16 protein-coding genes are annotated in these 16,763 nt (G+C 61.5%); 9 read left to right on the forward strand and 7 right to left on the reverse strand.

Annotation, left to right across the window (positions count from 1 at the left end):
* Positions 1 to 688 precede the first annotated feature (688 nt).
* Positions 689 to 1,612, forward strand: coding sequence for a LysR substrate-binding domain-containing protein (locus tag C4J87_RS07140; RefSeq protein WP_124361748.1), 924 nt, complete (start codon positions 689 to 691; stop codon positions 1,610 to 1,612).
* Positions 1,613 to 1,693: 81 nt separating this feature from the next.
* Here C4J87_RS07140 and C4J87_RS07145 read toward each other — a convergent pair whose 3' ends face one another.
* From C4J87_RS07145 to C4J87_RS07160, 4 genes are all read right to left on the reverse strand, one after another.
* The gene (locus tag C4J87_RS07145) at positions 1,694 to 2,635 is read right to left on the reverse strand and encodes a LysR family transcriptional regulator (RefSeq protein ID WP_124366229.1); all 942 of its coding nucleotides are present in this window, start codon (positions 2,633 to 2,635) and stop codon (positions 1,694 to 1,696) included.
* Positions 2,636 to 2,773: 138 nt separating this feature from the next.
* Positions 2,774 to 3,961 (reverse strand): cyanate transporter, encoded by a 1,188-nt coding sequence (locus C4J87_RS07150; RefSeq protein ID WP_124366230.1) that lies wholly within the window; start codon positions 3,959 to 3,961, stop codon positions 2,774 to 2,776.
* A 244-nt stretch (positions 3,962 to 4,205) separates the two neighbouring features.
* Positions 4,206 to 4,820 carry an NAD(P)-dependent oxidoreductase gene (locus C4J87_RS07155; protein ID WP_124366231.1) on the reverse strand — a complete coding sequence of 205 codons (615 nt, stop codon included), beginning with the start codon at positions 4,818 to 4,820 and terminating at the stop codon, positions 4,206 to 4,208.
* Positions 4,821 to 4,854: 34 nt separating this feature from the next.
* Positions 4,855 to 5,721, reverse strand: a complete 867-nt coding sequence (locus tag C4J87_RS07160) for an MBL fold metallo-hydrolase (RefSeq protein WP_124366232.1) — start codon at positions 5,719 to 5,721, stop codon at positions 4,855 to 4,857.
* A 105-nt stretch (positions 5,722 to 5,826) separates the two neighbouring features.
* Between C4J87_RS07160 and C4J87_RS07165 the strand changes: the two genes are divergently transcribed.
* Together C4J87_RS07165 and C4J87_RS26080 are read left to right on the forward strand one after the other, a co-directional pair.
* Positions 5,827 to 6,732, forward strand: a complete 906-nt coding sequence (locus C4J87_RS07165; protein ID WP_124366233.1) for a LysR family transcriptional regulator — start codon at positions 5,827 to 5,829, stop codon at positions 6,730 to 6,732.
* A gap of 98 nt (positions 6,733 to 6,830) precedes the next feature.
* Positions 6,831 to 7,007, forward strand: coding sequence for a hypothetical protein (locus C4J87_RS26080; RefSeq protein WP_164484515.1), 177 nt, complete (start codon positions 6,831 to 6,833; stop codon positions 7,005 to 7,007).
* A 28-nt stretch (positions 7,008 to 7,035) separates the two neighbouring features.
* On the opposite strand, the gene C4J87_RS07170 is transcribed toward C4J87_RS26080, so the two are convergent.
* Complete coding sequence (locus C4J87_RS07170) at positions 7,036 to 7,914, reverse strand: helix-turn-helix domain-containing protein (RefSeq protein WP_124366234.1); 879 nt, start codon at positions 7,912 to 7,914, stop codon at positions 7,036 to 7,038.
* 187 nt (positions 7,915 to 8,101) lie between these two features.
* On the opposite strand from C4J87_RS07170, the gene pobA reads away from it, so the two are divergent.
* A complete protein-coding gene (gene pobA / locus C4J87_RS07175; protein ID WP_177412809.1) occupies positions 8,102 to 9,286 on the forward strand; it encodes a 4-hydroxybenzoate 3-monooxygenase in 1,185 nt (394 codons plus the stop codon).
* A gap of 66 nt (positions 9,287 to 9,352) precedes the next feature.
* The gene (locus tag C4J87_RS07180; RefSeq protein WP_124366236.1) at positions 9,353 to 10,867 is read left to right on the forward strand and encodes an MDR family MFS transporter; all 1,515 of its coding nucleotides are present in this window, start codon (positions 9,353 to 9,355) and stop codon (positions 10,865 to 10,867) included.
* A 774-nt stretch (positions 10,868 to 11,641) separates the two neighbouring features.
* Here C4J87_RS07180 and C4J87_RS07190 read toward each other — a convergent pair.
* Together C4J87_RS07190 and C4J87_RS07195 are read right to left on the reverse strand one after the other, a co-directional pair.
* Positions 11,642 to 12,481 carry a cache domain-containing protein gene (locus tag C4J87_RS07190; protein WP_124366237.1) on the reverse strand — a complete coding sequence of 280 codons (840 nt, stop codon included), beginning with the start codon at positions 12,479 to 12,481 and terminating at the stop codon, positions 11,642 to 11,644.
* Positions 12,482 to 12,553: 72 nt separating this feature from the next.
* Complete coding sequence (locus C4J87_RS07195) at positions 12,554 to 13,327, reverse strand: transporter substrate-binding domain-containing protein (RefSeq protein ID WP_124366238.1); 774 nt, start codon at positions 13,325 to 13,327, stop codon at positions 12,554 to 12,556.
* A 207-nt stretch (positions 13,328 to 13,534) separates the two neighbouring features.
* Between C4J87_RS07195 and C4J87_RS07200 the strand changes: the two genes are divergently transcribed.
* The 4 genes from C4J87_RS07200 to C4J87_RS07215 all read left to right on the forward strand — a co-directional run bounded on the left by C4J87_RS07200 (position 13,535) and on the right by C4J87_RS07215 (position 16,721).
* The gene (locus C4J87_RS07200; RefSeq protein WP_124366239.1) at positions 13,535 to 14,134 is read left to right on the forward strand and encodes a class I SAM-dependent methyltransferase; all 600 of its coding nucleotides are present in this window, start codon (positions 13,535 to 13,537) and stop codon (positions 14,132 to 14,134) included.
* 122 nt (positions 14,135 to 14,256) lie between these two features.
* A complete protein-coding gene (gene rnd / locus C4J87_RS07205; RefSeq protein WP_124366240.1) occupies positions 14,257 to 15,390 on the forward strand; it encodes a ribonuclease D in 1,134 nt (377 codons plus the stop codon).
* Positions 15,387 to 15,680: a YcgL domain-containing protein gene (locus tag C4J87_RS07210; RefSeq protein WP_124366241.1), complete on the forward strand. Its 294-nt coding sequence runs from the start codon at positions 15,387 to 15,389 to the stop codon at positions 15,678 to 15,680. Before rnd ends, C4J87_RS07210 begins: the two co-directional genes overlap by 4 nt.
* A 108-nt stretch (positions 15,681 to 15,788) precedes the next feature.
* Positions 15,789 to 16,721: a D-2-hydroxyacid dehydrogenase gene (locus C4J87_RS07215; RefSeq protein ID WP_124366242.1), complete on the forward strand. Its 933-nt coding sequence runs from the start codon at positions 15,789 to 15,791 to the stop codon at positions 16,719 to 16,721.
* The last annotated feature ends 42 nt before the right edge of the window (positions 16,722 to 16,763 follow it).

Here is a 16,763-nt window from a genome sequence, read left to right on the forward strand (position 1 = left end):
GATTACCATAGGTATCTACACAACTTCGTAGCAGCCAACGGTAACCACGATGCGAAGCGAGTCGCTCTTGATCTTGCTCTTAGGCGCCCCGTTAAACCACGCTGGCCGGAATTCGACAGTGATTTGGGGGGTAAACCGGCAGGGATGCCGGTTTAGCCGCCCCGCGCCATGGATGGCGCGTGGCGGCGGCCCCCCAAATCACTGTCGGATTACGGGCACACCGAGCCTAGGCGAGGTGCCGAGTGGTGGGGCAAGAGCGTTTTGCTTACTTTTGCGCTTTTCAAAAGTGAGACGCCGTAAGGGCGGAACCCTAAGCTGCCGTTACCGCAGCAACGGATATGTACTCGCCTTGATCCAACATCCTGGTCGGCTGTCAGGCCGCCATCGGGGGCAAGTCGAATCGTCGCACCGCCCCTCCCACATTTGGATCGCGCGGCATCAGTCAGATAGCTATAGGCCGCCAGGTCGCCACGGGAGCAAGCTCCCTCGCCACAGGTTCAGGGCTACGCCAAAGTTGTGTAGATACCTATGCCGCGATTGCGGTGTGCCAGTCAATCCATGCCTCTACTGACCCACCGCAATCGCGGGCAAGTCCACTTCCACATGAAACCCGATGCGTCGACCGACATAGACGCCGCCCCATTGCCTTTCTAAACTGCGGCTTGTCTTGGGGAAGGGGCAGGCGCCGATGAATCGCAATGAATTACGCAAGGCCGATATCAACCTGATGGTGGTCTTCGAAGCGCTGATGCTCGAGCGCAACGTGACCCGGGTGGCGGAGAAGCTGTTTCTCGGCCAGCCGACCATCAGCTCGGCCCTCAATCGTCTGCGCACTTTGTTCAATGACCCGTTGTTCATTCGCGTCGGCCACCGCATGGAGCCCACCGCACGCGCCGAAGAAATCATCCAGCACTTGTCGCCGGCCTTGGATTCGCTGTCGTCGGCCCTGAGCCTGACCCATGATTTCGACCCGTCCATCAGCACCATGACCTTTCGTATCGGCCTGTCCGATGACGTTGAGTTCGGCCTGCTGCCGCCGTTGCTGCGGGCTCTGCGTCAGGAGGCGCCGCAGGTGGTGTTCGTGGTACAGCATGTGGATTACTGGCGCATTCCCGACCTGCTGGCCTCCGGCGATATCACCGTCGGCATCACCCAGACCCGCGGCCTGCCGGCGAATGCCAAGCGTAAACTGTTGCGACATATCCGGCCTTGCCTGTTGCGCGCCGATGCGTCCGACACACCGCTGACCCTCGACGAATATTGCGCACGGCCCCATGTGCTGGTGTCCCACACCGCCAACGTGGCCGGGTTTGCCGATGAATGGCTGGCGGAGATCGGCCGCAAGCGGCACGTGGTGCTGTCGGTACCGCAATACAGCTCGCTACCGGCGCTGCTCGCCGGCACCGATATGATCGCCAGCCTGCCGGACTACACGGCCCAGGCCATGGCCGCCGGCGGGAACCTGTTCTGCGAGGCGTTTCCATTTGAAACGCCGACCCTGGACTTGTCGATGGTCTGGCTCAGCCACGTCGACACCGACCCGGCAGAACGCTGGATGCGCTCGCGGCTGGAGGCGTTCATGAGTGATCGAGGGCTCGGCGTCCAAGTCTGATCCACCGTTTCGCAAAGAAGCCGCAGGGAGTGACAAGCTGCCAGCACCAAGCTAACAGACATCCCGGCTTCGCTTGCCGCTTTAACTTGCCGCTTGCAGCTGCTCCTCACACACCTTCACCACTTGCTCGCGAAACCAGGTATTGGCGTTGTCCTGTTCGCTGGTTTCATTCCACTGCATATCCAGGGTGAAGCCCGGCAGACCATTCGGCGCTTCGCAAAACCCGTACGCCGCAGTCGACGCCAGCAGCTTTTGCACGCGGCGGGGCAGGGTCACGATGAAGTCGGTGCCGCTGATCATCTTCAACGCCGCGCTGTAGCTGTTGGCCCGCGCGATCACCTGGCGTTTGTGGGCCTGGCGCGCCAGCCAGCCGTCGATCATGTTGGTGTCGGACGTCCAGGGCGTGGGGAACACGTGGCGCCGCTCGACGAAGGCCTGCAGGCTGAATGCCGGTTCCCGGGGCGCCGCGCGTTTATCGAAGACGCATACCAGGTCATCTTCGAGCAGCATTTGGGTCTTGAAGTCTTTATGGGCACGGTGAAAATTGGGGCCGAAACAGATCACCAGGTCGAGGCGGCCTTCGCGCAAGTCGTCGGCGGGAATCTCGGCTTCCAGCTTGCGCACGTTGACGATCACCGGCAGGTCGGCGCGGTCGAAGTTTTTCAGCAGGCGCGGCAGGATCAGCTGTTCGAAGTATTCCGGGGCGCACACATTGAAGGTCACGGCCTCGCGGGTCGGGTCGAAGGCCTGGCCCCCGGCATGGCACAGGTTGATGCTTTCGAGGATTTTCTGCACATGGCCGTACATCGTGGTGGCCTTGTACGTCGGACGCATGCCCGCGCGGGTGTTGATAAACAGCTCGTCTTCGAAACTGGTGCGCAGTTTCTTCAGGCTGTAGCTCACGGTGGATTGGCTGACGAACAGCGTTTCGGACACGTCGGTAACGCTGCTCTGGTCGTAGACAGCGATAAACACCATCAAGTCCTGCATATCGAGCTTTCTGAGCAAGTTACTGTTTAGCATCGGTTCCGTCCGTAAAACCCTTTGTACCGAACTCAGTACAAGACTGCGCAAAATGTTAACGGAACGCTCGTACCAATAGAAAGCTCTGTAGGACTCTTCTATGTTTTGGGTGGGACAAAAAGTGTTTACAACACGACCTCAGCGGATATGCCGCGCGTAATGCGCGGGATTGAAGCGCGTGACCATCAGCAGCATCACCACCACCACGGCCGCCAATGACCACCAGGCCCATTCGAAGCTGCCCAATTGGTCGCGGATCATCCCGGCGATCAGCGGCGAGAGGCCGGCGATCAGGTAGCCGACGCCCTGCACGAACGCGGTCAGGCCACCGGCACGACGCGGGTTGTCGAGGTGGTCGAGGGACAGGATCAGGCTCATCGGAAACAGGCCGCCGATTCCCAGGCCAAGCAGGCACGGCCACACCAGGCTCAGGTGCTGCGGGCTGAGGATCAGGCCGCAGAAGCCGATGATGATCAGCACCAGCAAGACCGCGACCACGCCGCGTTTATCCCGGCGGCGATTGGCGATGGCGGGGGTCGCCAGGCCGGAGACGACCTCCATGGCGGTCAGCAAACCCAGCAGCAAACCGGCCTGCTGTTCGCTCCAGCCCTGCTCGACGTAATACGGCGCCAGCCACGCCAGCACACAGGTGTAGCACGCCGTGCCAAGGCCGAAAAACAGCGCCAGCAGCCAGGCCCGGCGATTGCCGAAAAACCACGCCTGCGGACCGCTGTCGACCTGCGGCAAGGGCGGCAACGCCGAGCGCTGGGCGTACCAGAACACCAGCCCCAGCAGCGCCAGCCCCGCCCATATCGCCAGGCCCATGCGCCAACTGCCGGTGTGCACTTGCACAAAGGGCGCAAACGAGGCGGCCAGTGCCGCGCCGCCCATGATCGCGGTGACATACAGGCCCATGAACAACGAAACGTCAGCGCTGAAGCGCGACTTGATCAGCGCCGGCATCAACGCCTGGATCAGCGCGATCCCGATGCCTGCAGCAATGGCGCTGACAATCAGCTCCAGCGCCGAATCCAGCCACAGCCGCGACACTGTCGCCACGCCGATCACCAGCAACGACACCACGATACTGCGGTGTTCGCCAAAGCGCCTGGCCAGGCCCATGCCAAAGAACATCGCCAGGCCCATGCCCATCACCGGCAACATGGTCAGCAAGGCCGCGCTGCTGAAATTCAGCGGCACCTCAGCGCGAATCGACGACAACAAAGGCCCCACGGCCGCCATCGACGGGCGCAGGTTGAGGGCGACCAGCACCACACTGATCATCAGCCACACGGCGGTGGTGGGTTTTGCCTGAACGTTTTCCATGGGCCTGCCTTGAATGAACCAGGGCGAATCAGGCCACGGGTGGGCGAGGGCAGGCAAATGAGAAAGTCGTTGGGGCTATTGAAAAAATGCTTTATGCCCCAGCCAATTGCGCAAATGGCCACAGCACTGAGGATTCAATGTGGGAGGGGGCTTGCTCCCGATAGCGGTGTATCAGTTAAAGAGGCTCCAACTGAACCAGCGCCATCGGGAGCAAGCACCCTCCCACAAGTTTGACCCTGTTGTGTCAGTAGCCAACGGTGAAGCGTTTGCGCGAGTGTTTGGGGGTTTCCACTTCATCGAGCATGGCAATGGCGTAGTCGGCAAAACTGATCGAGCTTGTCCCGTCACTGTTGACCAGCAGATCATCCTGGCCCAGGCGGAATTTACCGGTGCGCTCGGTTCCATCGAACAGGGCCGACGGCGACAGGAAGGTCCAATCCAGCTCCTTTTCCTGGCGCAGCGTTTCCAGGAACTCGGCCCCCGCACTGGCTTCAGTTTTGTATTCAGCCGGGAAGCCCGGGCTGTCGATCACCCGGCTGCCGTCCGGCAGCAGCAGCGAGCCGGCGCCACCCACCACCAACAGGCGTTTGACCCCGGCCTTCTTGACCGGGCCGATCACGGCGCTGGCGGGCAAGGTGGCGAAGTGCGCCGCACTGATCACCACATCGCTGCCGCTCACGGCCTGTTGCAGGGCATCGGCGTCCAGGGCATCGACGCCTTTGGCTGTGACGCCAGGGCGCCCGGCCAGGGTGTCGGTATTGCGCGCGATGGCAGTGACGCTATGCCCACGGCGCAGCGCTTCTTCCAGCAGTTGGCTACCGGCACGGCCGGTGGCACCAATGATTGCGATCTTGCTCATGACGTTCTCCAGTCAGGTCAGGGTTTAAAACCAATTACCACTTCATTTCGCCCTTGGCGACTTTGGCGCTCAATTCCAGCGAGCTTTCGTCGGCGAGGGTCGGGTAATGCTTTTTCATCGCCGCGATCAGGGCGGCGGAATTCTTGGCCTTGGCGGTTTCGATGTCGAAGGCCTTGATGTAGTCGGCGGTGAACCTGACCGAGGCCGGCGATGGAGTACCCAGGTAGTGGCCCGGAATCACGGTGGTCGGCTTCAAGTCTGCAATACGTTGCAAGGTGGTCAGCCAATCCTTGTGGGACTGCGGAGTCTGGGTGTCAGCCATCCACAGGTGAATGTTTTGCGCGACCACCACGCCGCCGACCACGGCCTTGATCGACGGAATCCACACAAAACTGCGATCCGGCTGCGGGCCGTCCAGGCCGATGACTTCCAACTGCTGTCCCTCCAGCGTCAGGCTGTGGCCTTCAAGCACCTGTGGCACAACGGTCTTGGCCGGTTTGTCGGCGCCCATTTTCGGGCCCCAGAACGCCAGCTTGGCGGCGACGGTGGCGTTGATATGGTCGACCACCGGTTGGGGCGCCAGCACTTTCGCCTCGGGGAAGGCGGCGGTGAGGGTGTCAAGGCCGAAGTAGTAGTCCGGGTCGCCGTGGCTGATGTAGATGGTGGTCAGCTGTTTGCCGCTGGCGCGGATGTTCTGCACCAGTTGCTCGGCCTGGCTCTTGCCGAATTGTGCGTCCACCAGGATCGCGTCCTTGGCACCGCTGACCAGCACCGAGCTGACCGGGAAAATCGCGGCTTCGCCAGGGTTGTACACCTCGAGTTTCAACTCTGCCGCGAGTGCGTGGGCGCTGAAGGCCAGGGCGGCGGTCGCCAGGGTCAAGCGTTTGAAGGTTGTGAACATCGGGCAGCTCCTGCCATCGGTAAGGGATGTACAGAGCTTAGTTGCATAAAACATCACAAAAAATGCGATGCTGGGACATAGTTTGTTTCTGAAATCGGGCAAATCATGGATCGTCTTCAAGCAATGCGCGTGTTTGTCAGCGTGGTGGACCTGGGCAGTCAATCTGCTGCCGCCGATCATCTGGACCTGTCGCGCCCGGTGGTCTCGCGCTATCTGGCCGAACTGGAAGATTGGGTCGGCGCGCGCCTGCTGCACCGCACCACGCGCAAGCTCAGCCTCACGGCCGCCGGCAGTGAAACCCTGCCGCGTTGTCGGCAATTGCTGGAACTGTGCGCTGATATGCAGGCCGCCGTCAGCGAGCCCGATGAGACCCCACGGGGCCTGTTGCGCCTGAGTGTCAGCACCTCGTTCGGCCAGGCGCAGTTGGGCGCTGCCATTGCCGAGTACGTCAAACGCTACCCGTTGGTGACGGTCGACCTGCAGATGCTGGATCGCACGGTGAACCTGGTGGATGAGCGCATCGACCTGGCGATCCGCACCAGCAACGACCTGGACCCGAACCTGATCGCCCGGCGCCTGACCGTATGCCGCTCGGTGGTATGCGCCACGCCGGCTTATCTGCAGGTGCATCCGGCGCCGCAGAAAGTCGAAGACCTGGCCCGGCACAACTGCCTGACCCACTCCTACTTCGGCAAGAACCTGTGGCATTTCGAGGAAAACGGCGAGCATGTGTCGGTGCCCGTACACGGCAATATCACCGCCAACGAGGCCAGTACGTTATTGCGCGTAACGCTGGCTGGGGCAGGGGTGGCGATGCTCCCCAGCTATCAGGCCGGCGACCTGATCCGCAGCGGTGAACTGGTGCGCTTGCTGCCGGAAGCCGAGCCACGGCAGATGAATATCTATGCGGTGTACGCCTCGCGCAAGCACATGCCCTCGGCGTTGCGCAGTCTGCTGGATTTTCTGGTGTTGCGGTTTCCCGAGGCGCCTGCTTGGGATGTCGGTCTCTGAGGCGACATAAACGGGCTGAATGGCCTGCAATCATGGCAACTTGCCCGGACTGACCTATGCTTTAAACAGCACCGTATAGATCTGTTCAGAGGTGTGTCATGAGTATTAAAACCAGAAAGTACCTGATGATTTTCAGCCTGTGCGCATTGGCTACCGCGCTGTACGGGACGGCCGCTTATCGCGTGGAACAGACGCGCATGCAGCCCACCTTTGCGATCAGTTGCCATCAGGATATGTGTGTGCCCCGCAGCGGCAGTTTCAGTGCCTTGCGTTGATGCCGGACACGCTGCAAGCCGCCGATGTTTATTGCTGCGGGCTATCGGCCTTCAGCTGCTCGCGAAACGCTTTGGGTGAGAATCCGACCCTGCGGCGGAACAAGCGTGAGAAGTTGGTCGGGTCGGAAAACCCCAGCACTTCCGACATTTCATTGATCGTCATGCTGGTGTACGTGAGCAGGCGCTTGGCCTCCAGCAATTGGCGGTCATGCATGATCTGCAAGGCTGGCTGCCCGCCCAATTCCCGACACGTCCCATTCAAGTGTGAGACCGAGATGCCCAACTTGTGGGCCAGGTCTTCAATCTTGGGGTGTTCGCGGTAATGCTGTTCGACCAACTGGGTGAAGCGTCGGAAATATTCACGGCTGCGTGGCACCCTGGGGTGGCGGCGCTGGATCGCCTGGCGGCTGACCCACACCAGCAGCACGCTGACCAGGGCGTGCATCATCATGTCCCGTGCCGGTTGATCGTCGGCGTACTCGTCCTGCAAACGGGTGAACAGGTTGTTGAGGTAATCACTGTCCTTGCCCGCCGGGTAGTTGCCCAGGGCGTGCAGGCCATCGACCGTGCTGCCCAGTTGCGCCTGCAAGTGGCTGACCAGGGGCGCCGACAGGGTCACCACGTAACCTTCGACATCTTCGGAAAAACGAAAACCGTGCACACACAGCGGCGGCAGTACCTGCAGGCTCGCTTCGTTGAGCGTGGTGCGCTGGCCTTCGATTTCCAGGTGTGCCTGGCCTTTGTGCACGTACAGCAGTTGGCAGAGATCCGCGTGCCGGTGGGGTTGGATTTCCCACTGGTATTCCCGACTGCGCCGGGAAATGGTTTCGCAGTGCAACAAATCGGGGGTCGGCCACTGTTGGCTTTCCCCGTAAAGCTTGAAGACCGGAATCGCGGTGTTGGTCATGGTTTCAATCCGATACTCAGGAAGTGGTCGGTAATCGCCCCGATTGGCAAAAAGCGCAGGCTTTGAAACAGTTTTCACCTTCTTATGCTGCTCGCTCAAGTGAAAAATGTCAGCCACACGTCCACTGACAACTCTTTCACTCGTTCGGTTCGGGTGAAGCCTACAGGCCATAAGAATAATGAAAACGCTGAAAACCCAAGTCGCCATTATTGGCGCCGGTCCTTCCGGACTGTTGCTCGGCCAGTTGCTGCACAATGCTGGCATTCAGACCCTGATCCTAGAGCGCCAAACCGCCGATTACGTGCAAGGTCGCATCCGCGCCGGGGTGCTGGAGCAAGGCATGGTCAACCTGCTGCGCGAGGCCGGCGTCAGCCGACGTATGGACGCCGAGGGCCTGGTGCATGACGGTTTCGCCGTGGCGCGCGATGGCCGACTCACCCACATCGACCTCAAGACCCTGACCGGCGGCCAGTCGGTGATGATCTACGGCCAGACCGAAGTCACCCGTGACCTCATGGCCGCCCGTGCAGCAGCCGGCGCCACGACATTGTATGAAGCCTCGAACGTACGCCCCCATGACCTGAAAAGTGAACGTCCCTGGCTGACCTTCGAGCATCAGGGCCAGGCCTTTCGCCTGGAGTGCGATTACATCGCCGGTTGTGATGGCTTTCACGGCGTGGCCCGTCAGTCGATTCCGCCCGAGGCGCTGCAAGTGTTCGAGCGCGTCTATCCGTTCGGCTGGCTGGGCATGCTTGCCGATACGCCGTCGGTGCACCCGGAGCTGGTGTACGCCAAGCATTCCCGCGGCTTTGCGCTGTGCAGCATGCGTTCGCCGACCCGCAGCCGTTACTACTTGCAGGTGCCCGCGCAGGAGGCCTTGGCCGACTGGTCGGACGAGCGCTTCTGGGGTGAGCTGAAAACCCGCCTGCCCGCCGACCTGGCTGAACGATTGGTCACCGGGCCGTCCCTTGAAAAAAGCATCGCACCGCTGCGCAGCTTCGTGGTGGAGCCGATGCAGTACGGGCGCCTGTTCCTGCTCGGCGATGCCGCGCACATCGTGCCGCCCACCGGCGCCAAGGGCTTGAACCTGGCGGCCAGTGATGTGAACACCTTGTTTCGGATCTTGCTCAAGGTCTATCGCGAAGGGCGCGTGGAGTTGCTCGAGCGGTACTCCGCCATCTGCCTGCGGCGGGTGTGGAAGGCCGAACGGTTTTCCTGGTGGATGACCTCGATGCTGCATCAATTTCCCGAGGCGGACGGCTTCAGCCAGCGCATTGCCGAGAGCGAGCTGGATTACTTCATTGACTCCGAGGCGGGGCGCAAGACCATCGCGGAAAATTACGTCGGGCTTCCTTACGAAGCTATCGAATAGCCTGCTATCGTATTCGGCCTTCCCGCTGGCTGCCGTTGCCTGCGGGCCCTGCTCGAAGGTTCTGCCGTGACCCCTCTCAATCAGCCCGCTCCAACCGTTCCCGCCGTGCGCAGCATCCTCGCCGCGCTGATGCTGGCGATCTTTCTCGGTGCGCTGGACCAGACCATCGTCGCCGTGTCGATGCCGGCCATTTCCGCGCAATTTCATGACGTCAACCTGCTGGCCTGGGTGATCTCCGGCTACATGGTGGCGATGACGGTGGCGGTGCCGATCTACGGCAAACTCGGCGACCTGTATGGGCGGCGGCCGATGATGTTGATCGGCATGGGGCTGTTCACCGGCGCCTCGCTGTTCTGTGGCTTGGCGCAAAGCATGGAGCAACTGGTGCTGGCGCGGGTTCTCCAGGGCATCGGTGCCGGCGGGATGGTCTCGGTAAGCCAGGCGATCATCGGCGACATCATCCCACCCCGCGAGCGCGGGCGTTACCAGGGCTACTTCAGCAGCATGTATGCAGTGGCCAGCGTCGCCGGGCCGGTGTTGGGCGGTTATATGACCCAATACCTGTCCTGGCGTTGGGTGTTCCTGATCAACCTGCCGTTGGGCGCAGTCGCCTGGTACGTGGCCCATCGCACCCTGGTGGGGTTGCCGGTGCCACAACGCAAACCGATCATCGATTACCTCGGCACCGTGCTGATGATCATCGGTTTGACCGCTTTGTTGCTTGGTATCACGCAAATCGGCCAGGGCCATGCCTGGCGTGACGATCAAGTGCTCGGGCTGCTGGCCTGTGCGCTGTTGGCGTTGAGCGTGTTCGTATGGCATGAACGCCGCGCGCCGGAGCCGTTGTTGCCCATGCACCTGTTCGTCAACCGCAGCGCGGTGTTGTGCTGGTGCACGATTTTCATCACCAGCTTCCAGGCGATTTCCCTGACCGTGCTGATGCCGCTGCGTTACCAGACCGTGACCGGCGCCGGTGCCGACAGCGCGGCCCTGCACCTGCTGCCCCTGGCGATGGGGTTGCCGATGGGCGCCTATTTCGCCGGGCGCAGGACGTCGGTGACGGGCCGCTATAAACCGATGATCCTCAGTGGCGCGGTGTTGAGTCCCCTGGCGATTTTCGGCATGGCCTACAGTGCGCCTGAGGCAGTCGGGCTGACGTCATTGTTCATGCTGCTGTGCGGGATTGCTGCGGGGATGCAGTTTCCGACGTCGTTGGTGGGGACGCAGAATTCGGTGGAGCAGCGTGATATTGGCGTGGCGACCAGTACGACCAACCTGTTCCGCTCCCTGGGTGGAGCGGTGGGGGTGGCGTGTATGTCGGCGTTACTGCTGGCGTTGTTGCAGGATGGAAGTTTTGTTCATTTGGCCAGTGGTGCGTTGGTGGGCGAGGGGGGCTCTGGGAATGTGCTGCTTGATGGGCTTAACGCTGCGCCTGGGGCGGCGCGGGATGCGTTGCGGGGGGAGTTGGCGGTGACGTTTCGGCATTTGTTGATGGTGAGTGCGGGGGTGTCGTTGTTGGGGTTGGTGGCGGCGGTGGTGATGCCGGATCGGGTGTTGCGGGGGCTTGGGGATAAGCGCTGAGGCTTGGGGGCGTGGCGGCCTCTGGGCCGACCAGGTCGTTGGGGTTGACTGTGTACATATCCGTTATTTAGGTCATGGCGGCTGGCGGTTCCGCTCTTACAGCGGGTCACTTTTGGAGGGACCCAAAAGTAACCAAAAGGTCCTCGCCCCACCACTCGGCACCTCGCTTGGGCTCGGTGTGCCCTCACTCCGGCTTGAATCCGTGGGCCGCCGCCATGCGCCATCCATGGCGCAGGGCGGCTAACCCGGCGTCCTGCCGGGTTACCCACGGATTCAAGCCTGCGTTCGGCCAGCGTGGTTTAACGGGGCGACTGAGATCAAGATCCAAAGCAAGAGCCAGATCAAAAGATTGCTGACTTCGTCAGCGTCTAAGGAAGTAGAAGCCACACCGCGTACGCTTCAATGATTAGGTCGGCTCGAAGGCCGCCTCGCTTTGCTTTTGCTTTTGCTTTTGATCTAAGCGCCCCGTTAAACCACGCTGGCCGGAATTCGATAGGGATTTGGGGGGTAAACCGGCAGGGATGCCGGTTTAGCCGCCCCGCGCCATGGATGGCGCGTGGCGGCGGCCCCCCAAATCACTGTCGGATTACGGGCACACCGAGCGTGAGCGAGGTGCCGAGTGGTGGGGCAAGAGCCCTTTGGTTACTTTGGGGCTTTTCCAAAGTGACCCGCTGTAAGAGCGGAACCCTAAGCCGCCGTTACCTAAATAACGGATATGTACTCAATAAAACTCACTACTTGGTCGGCCCAGAGGCCGCCACGAAAAACCCCTAATCAGGGACTGTAATACCCCACCGCCACCATAAACCGCCCCGCCTTACGCAAATAAGCATGCTTATTCTCAACCTTCCCCGTCACCGGATTCTTCCACCGATATTTGTACTCCCCCTGATCCTGCTCAGTCATCAGCTGAAGAATCGGCTCACCCACAGGCTTCCCATCCGGGTCCTTGACCTTGGCAAAATCCGTATTGATCAAGCGCAGGTTGGTGCCATGGGCCACATAGCGCCGCGTATCCAGGTCCACCACGAACACGTAGAGATCGTCCTGCAGAAAACCACCCTGCAATGAGTTGATCGCCTTGAGCGTCCCCGCTTCATCCTTCACCAGCGCGTTCACCGCCTTGTTGCGCAGCGCCCGTGCCTGTTCCGGCGTAGCCCGTGGCAGGTAATAGCCGACCGCCAGGATGCGCTCGCCCACGCGCTGGTAAAACACATGCTTGTGCTCGACCTTGCCGTCATTCCAGTTCTGCCAGCGGTAATCGGCCTGCTGGATACCCTGGCCTTCGGGTGCGCTGATAGCTTGCTTGAACGAAGCCTGCAGATCAGGCCCAAGTACCTCGGACACGTCTCGACCGATCAAGGCCGAAGAGGGGCCGCCACTGGCCAGCAGCACGCCTTTGGTATCGACCACGAATACGTAGCGGTCCTGGTCGATGAACTCACCTTGGCGGCTGAAAGCGGCCAATGCCTGGTCACCGTTGCTCTGGTAGTACGCCAGGGCTTTTTCCAGCAGCGCCTTGGCCGCCTGGGCCTCCGCATCCTCGGCCGTGGCGGCGTGCACCTGGCTACAGCACAACAGCAACAGCCAGGTGAATCGCAGCAGTGTGTTCATTTATCCGTCCCTCGATTTTGTTGGAATGACAAGAGCGTAGACGGTCGGCGAGGGAATCGTGGCGCAAGCTGATCAAGGCGCCGCCAGCCACTGACTGACGATGCCGTCATACACCCCGGTCGCCACGCTCAGGTGCAACCATTGGTCGACGTAGCTTTTCCAGGCCACATCATCGCGCGGCAGCAGGAAGGCTTTCTGGCTGTACTGCATCTGCCGCTCGGGGTTGACCGCGCACAGTCCCGGTTTTTGCTTTTGCTGGTACCGCGCTTCGCTGGCGTCGGTGATCATCACGTCGGCCTTGCCCGCCAGCAGTTCGTCAAAAATCGTCACGTTGTCGTGCAGGCGTATCTGCGCCTGGGCCAGGTGGGTGCGGGCAAACACTTCGTTGGTGCCACCCGCCGGCTCGATCACCCGCACCTGGGGCTGGTTGATCTGTTCGACGCTCTGGTAGCGCTGTACGTCGGCGCAGCGCACCAGCGGGATCTTGCCGTCGACGCCCAGCGGCTGGCTGAAGAAGGCTTTTTTCTGGCGCTCCAACGACACCGAAATACCGCCCACGGCAATGTCGCAGCGTTGCGCCAGAAAATCCGGCATCAGGGTTTTCCAGGTGGTGGGCACCCAGGTGATCGTCGCGTTGAGGCTCTTGGCCAGGGATTCGGCCATGGCGATATCAATGCCTTGATAGTGACCATCGGCACGCAGCGAGGTGTAGGGCATGTAGTCGCCGGTGGTGCACACCGTCAGCGTGCCACGCTCGATGACGTCGTCGAGGCGCGACGGGCTGGTATCGGCCAGGGCGGTGGTTGCCATGCTCGCCAGTACACACAGGGCTAGAGGTGCTTTCATGCGGTCGAATCCTTGGGGCAGGTCGGGTGGTCATTATTGACAGCGCGGGGCAGGGGGACAAGGTGCGTCGCCGGTTTAGCCCTACTGCAATAGCCTCCCGAATCATCAACGGAAGACCCGAAGGGCTTTCGACCTTTTTTTCACGTTGCAGTGGTTAAGCTGCGGACCAAGGTCGTTCTACTTCCGTTATAGCCACATGAGCCCGCGATGTCGTCACAACCTCCATCCTCCATCGAGACCGAATTCACCGAGCGCCATGACCGTGAGCATGCCAGGGTCTGCGGTGATACACGTCCGCCTGGGCTGTTGCAGCGCCTGGCCGCATGGCGCGATGCGCGGTTGGTGCGCCATGCGTTGAAGGTCGCCGGGGAGCCGGGGTTGATCCTGGACCTGGCCTGCGGCTCCGGGCGGTTCTGGCCGGTGCTGGGCGAGCACGTCAATCGGGTGATCCTGGCGTCGGACAATTCCGAAGAAATGCTCGACCATGCCCGCACCCATCATCCAGCGGCGTTGCTCAAACGTGTCAAGACATTCCCCGGCTCGGCGTTTTCCATCGGGCTTTCGGCCAACGCGGTGGATTGCATTTTCTGCCTGGAGTTGTTTCGCCACGTGCCCAGCACCGAGGTGCGCCTGGCGTTGCTGCGCGAATTTCACCGGGTCAGTCGCGATACCGTGATTGTGTCCGTGGCCGCGCGTACGCCGGTTGAGGATGAGTTTCGCCAGGCGGGCTTCAAGGTTTTGAATCACCGGGAGTTCCTGCCGGGCTCCAAGCTCTGGTGTGTCTACGTCCTGCGTAAGAGGGGATAACTCCCGCCTGTCGGATTATTCGTCATCTCCTGTCTGAGTTTTCATGGTTGCCTGTGCACTGCGGATGCTCGCAAGTCCCTTTCGCGATATATACTGCGCGCCATTCTTCAAGGGAGAGCCGTGTGGCCATCGATATTCACTGGATCTGCGACAACGATAGCCTCGGCCAGCATTGCGCCGAATGGCAGCAGTTGCCATTCGTCGCCCTCGACACCGAATTCATGCGGGTCGACACCTTCTATCCCATTGCCGGGCTGATCCAGATCGGTGATGGCGTGCGCGCTTACCTGATCGATCCGCTGACCATCGACAACTGGCAACCCTTGGCTGCCTTGCTGGAAGACCCAGGCGTGATCAAGGTGGTACACGCCTGCAGCGAAGACCTGGAAGTGCTGTTGCGCCTGACCGGCAGCCTGCCGGCGCCGTTGTTCGACACCCAATTGGCTGCGGCTTACCTGAACCTGGGTTTCTCCATGGGTTACTCGCGCCTGGTGCAAGCGGTGCTCGATATCGACCTGCCCAAGGGCGAGACGCGCTCGGACTGGCTGCAGCGGCCATTGTCCGACACCCAGGTGAGCTACGCCGCCGAAGACGCCGTGCACCTGGCCGAGGTGTATATCCGCCTGCGCCCGCGTCTGTCGGATGACAAGTACACCTGGGTGCTGGAGGACGGTGCCGAACTGGTGGCCAACCTGCGTCGCGAAGTCGACCCGTACGAGGTGTACCGCGACGCCAAGCTGGCGTGGAAGCTGTCGCGCGCCCAACTCGCCGTACTGCGTGAACTGTGCGCCTGGCGCGAACAGCAAGCCCGTGCCCGTGACCTGCCGCGCAACCGCATCATCCGTGAACACTCATTATGGCCCCTGGCCAAATCCCAGCCGGATAACCTCGCCGCCCTGGGCAAGATCGAAGACATGCACCCGCGCACCGTGCGTCAGGACGGCCAGTTCCTGCTCGACCTGATCAAGCGTGCGGGCAGCGTGCCCATGGACCAATGGCCGCCTGCCGTGCCTGAACCGCTGCCGGTCGACGCCGCCGCGCTGATCAAGCAACTGCGCGCCCTGGGCCAGGCTGAAGCTGAACGCCTGGACATGGCCCCGGAACTGATGCTGCGCAAGAAAACCCTCGAAGCCCTGGTTAAAAGTGGCTACCCCGATGGACCTTACCAATTGCCAGACTCGCTGCGTGGCTGGCGTCGCGAGTTGATGGGCCAGGCGCTGCTCGACAGCCTGGCCAGTGCCGGAGAACAGCCTTGAAACGTATCTGCTCCATTTATCGCAGCTTGAAAAAAGACGGCATGTACCTCTACGTCCTCAAAAGTGACGCCCTGGAGCGGGTGCCGGAGCCGTTGATGATGGCCTTCGGCAAGCCGCATCACGCGTTCGACATGGTGTTGACACCGCAGCGCAAGCTGTCGCGCGAAGACATCGTCGTGGTCCTGGAAAACCTCGACAAGCAGGGCTACCACCTGCAAATGCCGCCGGCCGAGGACGAGTACATCGAACACTTGCCCGAAGAGCTGCTGCGACGCAACGACCCGATGTGATCGGTGGGTGCCCGGTGCCGGGCACATTCTTCAACGCAATCGTATTGAGTTGGCGGTGGCCGTAAGGATGCGGGCGGCCGTCTGTACTGTTTTTGAAAGGTTTGAACCATGCGTGTTCTGATTGCTGAACAGGATCACCCGCTCTACGCCCAATTGCTTCGCGAAGCCGCGCCAGACCTCGAGGTGCTGACCAGCGGCGACTCGGCCGAACTCTCGCGCCTGGCTGCCGATTGTCCGGTGTGGCTGGGCCAGCCGGACCTGCTGGCAACGCTGTTGCGCCAGGGGCATCACCCGCAATGGCTGCAATCGACCTGGGCCGGCATCACGCCGCTGCTGGCTGAAGGCCTGCCGCGTGATTATCGCCTGACCCGTGCGGTCGGTATCTTTGGCCAGGTCATGGCCGAATTCGTCCTGACCTACATGCTCGGTCACGAACGTGAAGTGCTGGCGCGGCTGGTCAGCCAGGTCGAGCGCAAGTGGGACAACCGCTTGGGCCAGAGCCTGGCGGGGCGCAAGGTGCTGGTCGTCGGAACCGGTGATATTGGCCAGAGCGTGGCGCAGTTCCTGCTGCCGTTCGGCGTCAAGCTGTATGGCATCGCCAGCCAGGCCCGCGAGCAGGCGCCATTTATTGAAGTCGCCGGGCTCGAACAATTGGGCCGGCTGGTGGGCGAGGTGGATTATGTGATCAACCTGCTGCCCAACACCCCCGAAACCCATGACCTGTACGACGCGGCCCTGTTCAAGCAATTCAAGCCGACCGGGCTGTTTATCAACGTCGGGCGCGGCGTGGCGGTGGTCGATGCCGATCTGGTCGAAGCCCTGAAAGAAGGGCACCTGGCCGGTGCGGTGATCGACGTGTGCCGCCAGGAACCGCTGCCGCAGCGCCATCCGTTCTGGACGGCGTGGGGCTTATTGTTGACCGGGCACAGCTCGGCGCCGACTTCGCCGTCGATGATGGTGGAGCTGTTCGTGCAGAACGTGCGTGCGTACCAGGCCAAACAGGCACTGCGCGGGGAAGTGGATTTCGAGCGCGGTTACTGACACGACGCGGTAAAAAATGTGGGAGGGGGCTTGCCCTGATGA

The organism is Pseudomonas sp. R1-43-08, from assembly GCF_003852255.1.
Classification (GTDB): Bacteria; Pseudomonadota; Gammaproteobacteria; order Pseudomonadales; family Pseudomonadaceae; genus Aquipseudomonas.

Excerpts from the sequence above, each read along its gene's own strand:
- C4J87_RS07170 (WP_124366234.1), bottom strand. The coding sequence starts at position 7,914 with ATGACCAACACCGCGATTCCGGTCTTCAAGCTTTACGGGGAAAGCCAA.
- C4J87_RS07145 (WP_124366229.1), bottom strand. The coding sequence starts at position 2,635 with ATGCTAAACAGTAACTTGCTCAGAAAGCTCGATATGCAGGACTTGATG.
- C4J87_RS07215 (WP_124366242.1), top strand. The coding sequence starts at position 15,789 with ATGCGTGTTCTGATTGCTGAACAGGATCACCCGCTCTACGCCCAATTG.
- C4J87_RS07190 (WP_124366237.1), bottom strand. The coding sequence starts at position 12,481 with ATGAACACACTGCTGCGATTCACCTGGCTGTTGCTGTTGTGCTGTAGC.
- C4J87_RS07200 (WP_124366239.1), top strand. The coding sequence starts at position 13,535 with ATGTCGTCACAACCTCCATCCTCCATCGAGACCGAATTCACCGAGCGC.
- C4J87_RS07195 (WP_124366238.1), bottom strand. The coding sequence starts at position 13,327 with ATGAAAGCACCTCTAGCCCTGTGTGTACTGGCGAGCATGGCAACCACC.
- C4J87_RS07150 (WP_124366230.1), bottom strand. The coding sequence starts at position 3,961 with ATGGAAAACGTTCAGGCAAAACCCACCACCGCCGTGTGGCTGATGATC.
- C4J87_RS07160 (WP_124366232.1), bottom strand. The coding sequence starts at position 5,721 with ATGTTCACAACCTTCAAACGCTTGACCCTGGCGACCGCCGCCCTGGCC.
- C4J87_RS07155 (WP_124366231.1), bottom strand. The coding sequence starts at position 4,820 with ATGAGCAAGATCGCAATCATTGGTGCCACCGGCCGTGCCGGTAGCCAA.
- C4J87_RS07165 (WP_124366233.1), top strand. The coding sequence starts at position 5,827 with ATGGATCGTCTTCAAGCAATGCGCGTGTTTGTCAGCGTGGTGGACCTG.
- C4J87_RS26080 (WP_164484515.1), top strand. The coding sequence starts at position 6,831 with ATGAGTATTAAAACCAGAAAGTACCTGATGATTTTCAGCCTGTGCGCA.
- C4J87_RS07140 (WP_124361748.1), top strand. The coding sequence starts at position 689 with ATGAATCGCAATGAATTACGCAAGGCCGATATCAACCTGATGGTGGTC.